The sequence below is a fragment of the Chitinophagaceae bacterium genome, assembly GCA_007695095.1.
Classification (GTDB): domain Bacteria; phylum Bacteroidota; class Bacteroidia; order Chitinophagales; family REEL01; genus REEL01.
Genome location: REEL01000174.1, coordinates 1 through 12,241, shown reverse-complemented (window position 1 = coordinate 12,241; position 12,241 = coordinate 1). Strand labels below are relative to the sequence as shown.

The following is a 12,241-nucleotide window of genomic DNA, read 5'->3' as shown; positions in this document are numbered from 1 at the left end:
GAACTGCCACAACATTTTTCGGGAGTCCTTTGAGTACCGGCAGAGTGAGCTATACCGTCACCCGCCAAAGTAGGTGGATGCCTTTTTACAGCAGATTCAGGCCTCCTTTTGGCAGAGAAACGGAAATCACTTCCGGCTATACAACGCTTGAAAATGGAAAGTTTATCATCAGCTTTCCTGCCATACCCGATTATGCTGCCGGCAAACATAAAGGACAGCTTTTCCATTATGAAGTAAAGGCAGATGTAACCGATGAATCCGGTGAAACGCATTCCGGGTTACAAACTGTCGTGCTGGGCAGGCAGCCTTTCAGCATAGAGACCAATCTCCCGCAAAAAATCAATGCAAGCCGTTTTGAAGGCTTTTTTATACAAAGCAATAATTTGCAGGGCAATCCGGTAAACACTTCCGGGGAATTAATTGTCAGGAAGCTTGTTCCCCACAAAAAGCCTTTTAAAAAACGCCCCTGGGCAGATCCCACGCAATTAATGATAGATGAACAAATCTATCAAAGGCTGCCGTATTGGGAATCGCCTTATGAGGACTATACACCAAAAACCGGAGAAATTGTTTTACGTCAAAACCTGCAAATAGAAGGTAAAATTGAATTGGATAAATCGCTGTTGCAGCAGCTTTCCGAAAACACTTACCGGATTGAAATTCGACTGGCAGGCGAAAAGGGTGACTCTGTAAAAGTTGAGCAAGACTTTGTGCTATTTAAGGAAGATACCCGAAACATGCCGGAACCGGATTTTTTATGGACTCATCAGTTGAAAAGCCAATTGTCGAAAGGTGAAAAACCGCAATTGCTAATGGGTTCGTCTGTCAATGCTAAAATCCGTTTGCAGGCCGCCACTTCCAATGGCATGATTACAGATGAATGGGTAAGCCTGAATAATCGTAAACGCCTTTACACCTTCAATCCGGGGAATAATTATACCGGCAGGGTGACGGTTAAACTCTCTATGATTTTTGAAAATATGGTTTTTGAAGAAAGTTTTAGCTATTTCATTGCCCCGCCACCGGAATATTTGCAGGCTGAATGGATTCAAAAACCGGACACCCTTGCTCCCGGAAGTGCGAATTTATGGGAATTGACTTTAAAAAATGAAAAAGGAGAACCGGCTGATGCGGAATTTATGGCTGTGTTGTATGATGCATCTCTTGACCAGCTTACTCCACACAAATGGCAAACTTCATGGAATAAACGTTTTCCTTCCGTAAGTATCAATTTTAGAAATGCACAAAGTTTTGGTTTGGAAAATACACGAATCAGGGACTCCAGGCACAGAAGATGGAGCATTGTGGAACCACAAAAAGGGGATTTGAATATGTTTGGCTTTCAAACCTTTGGTTGGTATCAAATATATATGAAAGGGGCAAGCATGCGAGGTGGAAGAGCTGCCGAAACTTATGATTTACAAGAAGAATCGTTAGAACTTAGTGAAGTTGCAGTTTTGAATTTTCAAACTCCTTTAATTGATGCAGACAGCGATGTTGTAGAAAAAACCAGTGAAATAGATGACCCGGCACATGAAGAAGAACCCACTGCTATCCGTGAAGATTTTGCTGAAACAGCTTTCTTTTATCCGGTTTTAAAAACAGATGAAAACGGCAAAGTGCAAATGGAATTTGACATGCCTGAAACCTTAACCCGCTGGAAATTTATGGGGCTTGGCCATACGCAGGAATTGCGGACACTCATCATTGAGCATACCGCCATCACGCATCAAAACTGGATGGTGAAAAGTTTTCTGCCCCGCTGGGTAAGGGAAGGCGATGAAATTACACTGACTGCCACTGCCTACAATATGTCGCAGCAGGAGCAAAACGGAAATCTCCAAATCATCATCAAAGATGCCCTTACACAAAAAGATGTTACTTTCGCTTACCTGCAGGATGAAAAAAATAAGCAAATAACGATTGCTCCAAACAATTCCAAAGTAGTAAACTGGAAAGTTGCCATTCCCGGGGAGCATGCTTTTCTGGAAATAGAAATTTCCGGTACAGCCGCAGGGGAAAGTGATGGAGAAAGGCATTTGTTACCTGTTCTACCACTCTATGTGCCGGTAACCGAAAGCTTTAATTTTTATGTGGATGAAAAAGGGCAGCATCATTTTCAAATTCCTTTTGCTGCTAAAATGCAGGATGAAAAAGTACGACCGGAACTGTTCCGCCTGGAGTTTACCCCCAATCCTTCCTGGCAGGTGATTTTTGCATTACCAAACCTGCTGGAAGTGCAGCACCGCACAGCAGACAATCTGGCAAGCCAATATTTTGCTATCAGTCTCGGACAGCATATTTTCAAGCAACATCCCGAAATTGCCGTTGTACTCAAAGCTTTGCAACAACAACAGCATAGTGGCGACCGCAACATACTGGAAGGTTTTCTGGCACAACATCCCGAGTTTAAAGCACTGACTTTGCAGGCTACTCCCTGGGTGCGGCAGTCCATTGCTGAATCAGAAAACCTGCAGTCGCTTTTGCAACTCACCGATCAAAATTATGTCAATAACCGCAAACGGGAAATTGTGCGGCAACTGCAAAACTACCAGACTTCCGAAGGCGGTTTCAGTTGGATGCCACAGGGCAGGCCGAATCAGTATATTACGAGAGTAGTGGTAGAACTCTTTGCGAAATTACAAAGCCAACAAATCGAAACAACAGAACCCGGACTGACTGAAATGCTTAACAGTGCAAGAAATTATCTCCAACAGGAAACCAACCGTCAGTGGGCTGAATTTAAAAAACATGAAAAATACGATGAAAGGCATACGCCTGTTTACCTGTTGAATAATCTCTATGCCCTAAGTTTCTTTTCAGTAAATACGAGTGATAATACAACGGCTCATGAAATTCTGGAACATGCCAAAAAGCATCAGTCTGATTTTGCTCCACAGTTACAGGCACTCGTTGGGATGACGGCTTTTCGCTATAATAAAAAAGAAATTGCCACGGAAAGCATAGAAATACTGAAAGCGCAGGCTATCCGCTCCAAAGACAGAGGCACTTACTGGCGGACAAGTGCCCATAGCTGGCGTTGGCAGGATGCTCCTATTGAAACCCATGCAGCAATAGTGCAGGCATTTCTGGAAATTGCCCCACAGGAAGAACGTTTGGTACTGGAAGTGCAAAAATGGCTGCTGCTCAACAAGCAGGTTAGTGCATGGCCGACTACACGCGGAACTACAGAAGTCATTTGGGCGATGCTGAAATCTCCTGCTGATATGCTCAAAACAGAAAAAGACATCCGCCTGCAATATGGCGATGTCGATTGGACATTTTCCGGAAGGGAAGCTGAACCGGGTACTTTGTACCGCTCGCAGACTTACAGCAACACCCAAATCCGCTCCCTACCCGATAAGATTACGGTTGATGCCGGAGAGGATGGTTTGTCCTGGGGTTCGGTCATGTACCGTTATGATACACCTATTGACCACATTGAGGATTACGGTGATGAACTCAAAGTTGAAAAAGCCTTTTTTGTGCAATACCGTGAAGATGGTAAAACCCTTTCCCGCCCGCTTGCTGAACACGGCAATTTGCAGCAGGGCGATTTACTCATTAGCAGGCTGACTTTACGTGCTGACAGAGACATGGACTTCCTGCATTTAAAAGATGTCCGCCCGCCGGTAGCCGAACCTGTAGAAAGCATTTCCGGCAGGCAGTTTTCACATGGATTAAGTTACTACATCGCTATTGGTGATGAAGGAGTCAATCTCTATTTCGACCGCTTCCGGGCAGGCACTTACATCATCGAAATTCCTGTCCGTATTGTCCATAAAGGCAATGTCGCCGGCGGCAACGCTTCTTTCCAGTCGTTTTACGCACCTTCTTTCAGTGCAGGTAGTGGAGGGGGAAGGGTGAGGGTGGAGTAAGTGAAAATTAAGGGTTAATGTTGCTTAAGGCACATTCATGTATTTATGAATTTGTAAAGAGATAGCCCATTTAGGGTTTTCTTTCACATATTCAATAATGGCGGGTAACATTTGCTTTTCTTTACTCCATTCGGGTTGTAAAAACAATTTGCAGCTATCATTTACTTTTTGGGCGTATTCTTCAGCCCATTTGTAATCACTATTATTAAAAACTATTACTTTTAGCTCATGTGCTTTTAATAAAATTTCTTCCAGTGGAGCTTTGAACTTTTTCGGGGAAAGGCATATCCAGTCGAAAGTTCCGCTTAAAGGATGCGCGCCGGAAGTTTCTATATGAGTTTTTAGTCCGGCTTCTTTTAACTTTTTGGTAAGTGTATCCAAATTATACATTAAAGGCTCACCACCTGTAATGACAACTATTTCAGCTTTTGAATTTTTTGCTTTGGAAACGAGAGTATCAATTTCTAAAACAGGGTATTTTTCTGCATCCCAGGACTCTTTTACATCACACCAGACACAGCCGACATCACAACCGGCTAACCTGATAAAATAAGCAGCATGTCCCTGAAAACGACCTTCTCCCTGAATCGTATAGAAGTGTTCCATGACGGGTAGTGCCTTTGAAGAATCTATATCTTTTATATTCATTTAAATTCGGTTGCCGCTTTTAAAGTATTTAGCAATAAGGCAGTAACTGTCAATGGTCCGACACCACCGGGAACGGGCGTGATATAACTACATTTCGGACTTACAGATTCAAAATCAACATCCCCTCTCAATCGGTAGCCTTTTCTCTTTGTAGCATCCGGAACACGCGTGGTTCCAACATCTATTACTACAGCGCCTTCTTTTACATGACGAGCAGTAATTAAGCCCGGAATACCTGTAGCAACTATAAGTATATCAGCTTCGCGGGTAAATTTTTCTAAGTTTTCAGTAAATCTGTGACAAAGGGTAACAGTTGCATTTCCATTTTCAATGGCTGAGCTCATGAGAATACTCATCGGTGAACCTACAATCTGGCTTCGGCCAACTATAACACAATGTTTTCCTTTAGTGACTATATTATACCTTTTAATTAATTCCAGTATCCCCATGGGTGTAGCCGGTAAGTAAGTATTTATGCCTTGTGCCATTTTTCCGACATTAGTTGGATGAAAACCATCAACATCTTTTGATGGATCTATGGACAGCCGAATCTTTTCCGGGTCAATATGCTTTGGCAGTGGAAGCTGAACAATAAAGCCGTCAATATTCGTATTTTCATTCAGTGACTCAATTCTGCTTAATAATTCATTTTCAGAAATATCCTGATCGAGTCTTATTAAACTGGATTCAAAACCCACATTACTACAGGCTTTTACTTTGTGTTGTACATAGGTTTCACTGGCTCCGTCACTTCCAACTAAAATAGCTGCCAGGTGTGGTATTTTTTTAGAGGAAGATTTTAACTCTTCGACTTTCTCCCGTATTTCATTTTGTATTTCCGTAGCAATTTTTTTGCCGTCTAATAATTGCATAGTTTGCTTTTACTTTTTAGTCGTCTAATTTTAAAACTGCTAAAAATGCTTGCTGAGGAACTTCTACTGAACCTATTTGACGCATTTTTTTCTTTCCTTTTTTCTGCTTTTCCAGAAGCTTACGTTTACGGGTTATATCACCACCATAACATTTTGAGGTAACATCTTTTCTCAAAGCTGAAATCGTTTCTCTGGCAATGATTTTATTTCCGATAGCTGCCTGAATAGCGATCATAAACTGCTGACGATCAATTAAGTCTTTTAACTTTGAACAAAGCCTTCTTCCAAAATCATAGGCTTTGTCTTTATGAATAAGCGCGGATAGAGCATCTACATTTTCGCCATTTAATTTCACATCCAGTCTCACTAAATCCCCTTCCCGGTATTCTATTAAAAAGTAATCAAATGAAGCATATCCCTTAGAAACACTTTTTAATTTATCATAAAAGTCAAATACGATTTCTGCCAATGGCATTTCAAAGGTGATTTCAACACGGGTGGTGGTTAGATACACCTGATTTTTTAATATTCCTCTTTTATCAATGCACAGAGACATCAAGTTACCCAGATATTCCGGTTTTGTAATGATTTGTGCTTTTATATATGGCTCTTCTATTTTTTCAATCAATTCCGGAGAGGGCATATCTGACGGATTATTCAGCTTAATTTCTTTTCCGTTTTTCAGAAAGGCTCTGTAGGAAACGTTAGGGACTGTAGTGATAACAGACATATCAAACTCTCTTTCAAGTCTTTCCTGTATAATTTCCAGATGAAGCAGACCTAAAAATCCGCAACGAAATCCGAAACCTAAAGCAGCTGAGGTTTCAGGTTCATATGTTAGAGAGGCATCATTTAGTTGAAGCCTTTCCAGTGCATCTCTTAAATCTTCAAAATCTTCAGAGTCTGTTGGGTAAATTCCGGCAAAAACCATTGGCTTTACTTCCTGGAAACCTCGTACCGGGTTTAGAGTTGGATTTTTTACATGCGTGATAGTATCACCGACTTTTACTTCTTTTGATTCTTTAATGCCGGTAATTACATATCCTACATCTCCTGTATGCAGCTCCTTTTTAGGGATTTGCTGAAGTCTGAGGATTCCCACTTCTTCAGCTTCATAGGTTTTCCCTGTTGAAAGAAACTTAATGGGGTCTCCCTTTTTGAGCGTACCGTTCATAATTCTGAAATATGCAACAACGCCTCTGTAGATATTGAAAAAAGAATCAAAAATCATTGCCTGCAGGGGTTCATTAGGGTCTCCTTTAGGACAAGAAATTTCACTGATAATTTGTTTTAAGATTTTATCAACTCCTTCACCTGTTTTTCCGCTGGCATGAACAATTGCTTCTCTTTCGCAGCCCAATAAATCGATAATCTGGTCTTCAACCTCATCCAGCATTGCACCGGGCATATCAATTTTGTTAATAATCGGAATAATTTCCAGATCGTATTCCAGCGCCATGTAAAGGTTAGAAATTGTTTGTGCCTGAACTCCCTGAGTAGCATCAATTAATAACAATGCGCCTTCACAGGCTGCAATTGCTCTGGAAACTTCATATGAAAAATCAACATGGCCGGGGGTATCAATTAAATTCAGTGTGTAATGTTCTCCATCCTGAATATAATCCATTTGAATAGCATGGCTTTTTATGGTAATTCCTCTTTCTCTTTCCAAATCCATGCTGTCAAGTACCTGATTTTGAAATTCCCTTTTAGTAATTGTATTAGTGGTTTGAAGAAGTCGGTCTGCTAATGTGCTTTTTCCATGGTCAATATGAGCGATTATACAGAAGTTTCTAATGTTTTTCATCTAAATGTTTTAAATCTTACAAACAAGAATGTGCAGTTTTTCAACTAAAAAATAAGCTGTACCGTTTGCTTTTGCAAAAATACGTGAATTCACTTTAGTTTTAAGTGTTTAGTAAAGAATTCTTGCAATAGTTGAAATAACTAACAATTGTAACAATTATTAGTTAAAGATGAATCTAATTAAAGGGTAAAGAATTTAAAGTGGATATTCGTTATACTGTTGTACTCTGCCTCTTTCATAAATTATTTCTTTCCAGAGGTTTCCCTCTTCATCGAAAACTTTTACTAAGCCATTTTCCCAGCCTTCAAGGTAGTTGACTTCTTCTCTGACGTTGCCATTATCATGATAATATATCCAATCACCCGTTTCTTTGCTGTTTTCATATTGTCCAACAGCAGCCAGAGCACCGTTTTCATGATATTTTTCAAAAGGCCCGTGTTCCTCACCATTTCGGAAAGTAACAATTTCATTTACCTTACCGTTTTGATGGAAGTTTTTCCAGATGCCGTGTATGGCATTATTTACAAATTCACCTTCTTCTCTGGGGTTTCCATTTTCAAAATAGGAAAAATAAGGTCCGTGAAAATTTCCGTCTTCATGAACTTCTACTATAAAAAGCTCTCCGGTAGGATAATATAACTTGCGTTCACCATGAAGAACCCCATTTTTAAAGTTTGCTTCTTCTCTGAGAACACCTTCTTCATTAAATCGTTTGTAAAAACCAATTTTCAGGCTAGTATCTTCTTTAGCAACTTCAAATTTTTCATGAATTACTTCGGGGTATTCATCAAAGTATATTTTTACCACTTTTTTTTCAGTATCTGTACAGGAAGATAAAAAGCTGAATAGTAGTATAAAAATGACAGGTAGTTTCAGTATGTTTTTCATAATTAAAATCTAATATTTAAATAGTCACAATTCAGAACGTATTTTTTTTGATAGGATTATTTACCACTGTGAAATAGTGATTTTTACTAAGTTTTTACAATTTTTTTCAGCATACCTCCAAAGATAAAAAAGTGAGCCGGAACTAAACTATACCAATATAATCTACCACTCACACCCAGAGGTCTGAAAGTAGCATTTTGATTGACGTAAAACTCACCGTTTTTATCTTCCTGTATACTAAATTCTAACCATGCCTCGCCGGGTAATTTCATTTCAGCATAGAGGATTAATCGTTTTTCTTTTTTATCAGCCAATATGACTCTCCAAAAATCTAAAGCATCACCTACTGCCAGGTCAGTAGGACTTCTTCGGCCTCTTCTGACACCTACTCCACCTACCATTTTGTCTATAAGACCCCTGATTTTCCAGGCCCAATTCATATAGTACCAACCATTATCTCCTCCAATAGACCAGATTTTATCCAGAACTTCATTTACTTTTCCGGCTTCTATTTTTTGACGCCTTTCATCTTTAAGGCAACCATGTTTTGGAATTTCAATCATACCGGAAAAAACATTATTTATTTTATCTGTGAGCATAGCATCTTTCCAGCTTGAAGCAACTGCATTTTGTTCAATTTTTTGAAAGGCTAATTTTAAAGCATCATTGTAGCTTGTTTTATTTAAGGGAACACATTCATCAATACCTTTTATCTCACAAACCGCATTATTTTTCAGGCTGTCCACCAGATTTTGAGCTAATGGGTAAGAGGTAGAGGTGATAAAATAAAGCCAGTAGGACGAAAGCTTAGGTGTCATAACCGGCACGGTGTAGATATATCTTTTCAGCTGCCTTTCTTTTGCAAATTCCAGCATCATTTGTTTGTATGTAAGAACTTCTGGCCCTCCAATGTCAAAGATTTGATTTAAAGCTTTTTCCTTATCAATTATTTCTGTGAGATAGTAGATAACATCTTTGACGGCTATAGGTTGGCAATAATTATCAATCCATTTAGGAGCAATCATAAGCGGTAACTTTTCAGTTAAATCCCGAATGATTTCAAAAGAAGCGCTTCCCGAACCAATGATTATAGCTGCTCTGAGTATAGTTACGGGAACTTTTGATTTACTTAAAATTTCTTCTACATCAAGTCTGGATTTAAGATGTTCAGATAGATCATCGTCATTAGAAATTCCACTCAGGTATATACATTGTTTTGCTTGGGTTTTATCTAAGTAGTGTTTAAAATTTTCGGCTATTTTTTGTTCGGTATTTGAAAATTTGCTGCCACCGGACATTGAATGAACTAAAAAATAGGCTAAGTCAATATCCGTTGGCAGATTGTTGACATCATCTTCATTTAAAAGATCTGCTTTTAGAAGAGTTACTTGTTGAGCAATTTCTTTTGGTATTTTAATTCGATTCGGGTCTCTAACAACTGCATAAACATCATACTCCTTATTGATAAGTACCGGTAGGATTCTTTTACCAATATATCCGTTTGCTCCTGTGAGTAATATTTTTTTCATTTTTTTCTATATTTTATTATTTGCAGAATCTGTACTATATGTTTTATAAAGTAATTCTGCTACTTTCCTGTCAATTGGAAGTGTAAATTGATTAAGATCCAAAGAATCTAAAGACTGCCAATTGTAGGTTATTTTTTTTTCATTTGGAATAGAATTAAAGTTCAGTCCATTGCATTCAACAAGATAATACATAGAAATGACCTGACTGTTTTTGTGAAATGCAGAGGCCTGAAAAAAGTCATTTGTATAAAAATGTTCGGCTTTATCAACTTCGTATCCGGTTTCCTCCTTCCACTCTCTTTTCAAACAATCTTTAATACCTTCTCCAAACTGCAAACCTCCGCCCGGAAATTTTACGAGGGCCTGATTGTTATAATTTTCTGCAACTGTTAGTAAATTGCCTTCTTTTATAAAGATACCATAAACTCTTATAATAAAATGTACATTAGACATAATGTTAGATTTTCAGGAATTTTAAAAAGCTGTTGAATTTCACATAGAAAAGATAAATTGATTAATTTTGTTTAAAAATAATAAAAATGGCAGTAGAACTTAAGACAGATAATGATTTTGAAAATGCATTGGCTGATAATAAATTGGTAATTGTTAAGTATTTTGCAGATTGGTGTGGCAGTTGTAGATTATTTACGCCTAAATTTAAAAGATTATCAGAAGATGAGCGTTACAAGGATATAACTTTTTTGGATGTAAATGCTGAAAAAAGTCCTGAAGCCAGAAAAAAAGCAGGTGTTGACAATTTGCCTTTCTTTGGAACCTTTAAGAATGGAGAGCTTATTGAAGGAACGGCTACTACGAAAGAAGAGAAGTTAGTTGAAATGTTAGATAATTTAAAAAATTAGAGCATGAAATTAGCTGTGATAAAAAAACTTGTTAATTTGTATGAGTTGGATGAACTAAAAGCTGCAGAAGAGTCTATTCTTAATGAAGATACACCAGAAATTGAAGTCGATGGAAAAGATGAAGGGGAGCAACTTACACATGTTTCAGCTGCAATTTGGATAATTGAAAAGATGGAAAGTGATGACTTGGAATTATCAAAAGCAATAAGAGCATATTCACAAAGAGTAAGAGATTCTATTAGTTAATTTATAAATATATAATTATGGCACAAAATCTTTCGAACATTATGGCTGGTATTGTAGCCGGATTAGCTGTTGCAGGCGCTTTAGTCTTAATTGACAAAGCCGGTGATATAGCAACATCAGAACAAAAAGCTTTACGAAAAATTAAAACTCCTGATAACTGGTCCAAAATTGCTAAAAATATCAAAAAGCAATTCAAAACCTTGAATAACGAAGACTTAGAGCTTACTTATGGCAATGAAAGCCAGATTTTTGACCGATTAGCTGATAAATTAGGTCTTAAAAGAGATGAGGTTATAAGTATTATTAATTTGAGTTAATTCTTTTCGATTTACAATTTTTTTCTTAAATTAGTTAAAACATTTAATTAGTTATGTCTACATTCATTTTTCAAACTAAAGAACAGATTAATGAAGATACAGATGTTTTGGAAGATGTCTTATCGCCATGTGAACTGGTTGTTTATAATGATGATGTAAATACTTTTGATTGGGTAATAGAATCATTAATGGAAGTTTGCAGGCATAGTCCTGAACAGGCTGAACAGTGTTCCCTCCTCATTCATTTTAAAGGTCAGGCAACTGTTAAGCATGGTACTGAGTTGGAATTAATACCCATGAAAGATGAGTTGCTTAATCGTGGCATAGATGCCGCTGTTGAGTCTCATGAATATAAATAATCTTTATAAGTGGGTTCTTTTTATTGCAATATATATACATGATTTAATTTATTTTGATAACTCAAAATAGAAACAATTTCGGTTTCATTTCGTAAGATGATTTAAAATCCAAAAAAATGAAACCGTATAAAAAGCCTCATTTAAAGCTTTCGTTAAGACAAAAATTTAACACTACCCGAGCACTTGGAATTACTGCAGTTATCATGATTATTATTGGTGGAGTTTTATTTTACAAATTTGGTTATATAGAAGATACTTTAGCTGATAAAATTGATATTAAGCAAACTAAGAATATTCGGGGTGCCGGTAATATGATTCACTTTAAACATCAAAATGATGTTATTCAGGTACCGCATCACAGCAGTTTAAATTTAAGAGATTCTTTTACTATTGAAACCTGGTTTTTGCCTTTAGGATTTGGAAATAATTTTTTTAACGATCCTGTTGTTGGAAAACACTCAAGCGGACAGGGTTGGGAAATTCGTGCAGGAGGTTCAGATAGGGAATTGGGGTTTATGATTACATTACCCAATAATGGTTGTAGATTTAATCATTGCGAGTTAAAATCACCTCATCCTTTACAAAAAAACATATGGACTCATGTTGCTGTAACATATGAACACGAGAGTTCTACTAATACATCATTTGTAAAACTATATCATAACGGTATTTTAGTGAATGAAGGTATCTATACAGGTAAAGTCAGTATGTCTTCCATAGACTTTACCATCGGTAAAAATACAGAATGGGGAAATAGATCTTTTAACGGTTATATTGATGATGTAAGATACTGGTCTTCGGTAAGGACGGAAGCTGAAATTCAGCAAAACATGACTG

General features: G+C 37.7%; 12 protein-coding genes. 6 read left to right on the top strand and 6 right to left on the bottom strand.

From position 1 onward, the window contains the following. Positions 1 to 29: 29 nt before the first annotated feature. Positions 30 to 3,878, top strand: a complete 3,849-nt coding sequence (locus EA412_14460) for a hypothetical protein (GenBank protein ID TVR76100.1) — start codon at positions 30 to 32, stop codon at positions 3,876 to 3,878. A 24-nt stretch (positions 3,879 to 3,902) separates the two neighbouring features. Here the strand turns inward: EA412_14460 and EA412_14455 are convergent, their stop codons facing one another. From EA412_14455 to EA412_14430, 6 genes are all read right to left on the bottom strand, one after another. Then, positions 3,903 to 4,526 carry a 7-carboxy-7-deazaguanine synthase QueE gene (locus EA412_14455; GenBank protein ID TVR76099.1) on the bottom strand — a complete coding sequence of 208 codons (624 nt, stop codon included), beginning with the start codon at positions 4,524 to 4,526 and terminating at the stop codon, positions 3,903 to 3,905. Next, complete coding sequence (locus EA412_14450) at positions 4,523 to 5,398, bottom strand: bifunctional 5,10-methylene-tetrahydrofolate dehydrogenase/5,10-methylene-tetrahydrofolate cyclohydrolase (protein TVR76098.1); 876 nt, start codon at positions 5,396 to 5,398, stop codon at positions 4,523 to 4,525. Before EA412_14450 ends, EA412_14455 begins: the two co-directional genes overlap by 4 nt. A gap of 16 nt (positions 5,399 to 5,414) precedes the next feature. Continuing rightward, positions 5,415 to 7,205 carry an elongation factor 4 gene (gene lepA, locus EA412_14445; GenBank protein ID TVR76097.1) on the bottom strand — a complete coding sequence of 597 codons (1,791 nt, stop codon included), beginning with the start codon at positions 7,203 to 7,205 and terminating at the stop codon, positions 5,415 to 5,417. A 195-nt stretch (positions 7,206 to 7,400) separates the two neighbouring features. Then, positions 7,401 to 8,093 carry a toxin-antitoxin system YwqK family antitoxin gene (locus EA412_14440; protein TVR76096.1) on the bottom strand — a complete coding sequence of 231 codons (693 nt, stop codon included), beginning with the start codon at positions 8,091 to 8,093 and terminating at the stop codon, positions 7,401 to 7,403. An 86-nt stretch (positions 8,094 to 8,179) separates the two neighbouring features. Next, positions 8,180 to 9,622 carry an SDR family oxidoreductase gene (locus tag EA412_14435; GenBank protein TVR76095.1) on the bottom strand — a complete coding sequence of 481 codons (1,443 nt, stop codon included), beginning with the start codon at positions 9,620 to 9,622 and terminating at the stop codon, positions 8,180 to 8,182. Between the two features lie 6 nt (positions 9,623 to 9,628). Next, positions 9,629 to 10,075, bottom strand: a complete 447-nt coding sequence (locus EA412_14430) for an NUDIX domain-containing protein (protein TVR76094.1) — start codon at positions 10,073 to 10,075, stop codon at positions 9,629 to 9,631. 86 nt (positions 10,076 to 10,161) lie between these two features. On the opposite strand from EA412_14430, the gene EA412_14425 reads away from it, so the two are divergent. From EA412_14425 to EA412_14405, 5 genes are all read left to right on the top strand, one after another. Further along, a complete protein-coding gene (locus EA412_14425) occupies positions 10,162 to 10,482 on the top strand; it encodes a thioredoxin (protein ID TVR76093.1) in 321 nt (106 codons plus the stop codon). A gap of 3 nt (positions 10,483 to 10,485) precedes the next feature. Further along, entirely contained in the window at positions 10,486 to 10,728 is a 243-nt protein-coding gene (locus tag EA412_14420) for a hypothetical protein (protein TVR76092.1), read from the top strand. Positions 10,729 to 10,745: 17 nt separating this feature from the next. Next, positions 10,746 to 11,045, top strand: coding sequence for a hypothetical protein (locus EA412_14415; protein TVR76091.1), 300 nt, complete (start codon positions 10,746 to 10,748; stop codon positions 11,043 to 11,045). Between the two features lie 53 nt (positions 11,046 to 11,098). Beyond that, a complete protein-coding gene (locus EA412_14410) occupies positions 11,099 to 11,404 on the top strand; it encodes an ATP-dependent Clp protease adaptor ClpS (GenBank protein TVR76090.1) in 306 nt (101 codons plus the stop codon). 116 nt (positions 11,405 to 11,520) lie between these two features. Then, positions 11,521 to 12,241 (top strand): LamG domain-containing protein (locus EA412_14405; protein TVR76089.1); only part of this gene is annotated, 721 nt, incomplete at its 3' end.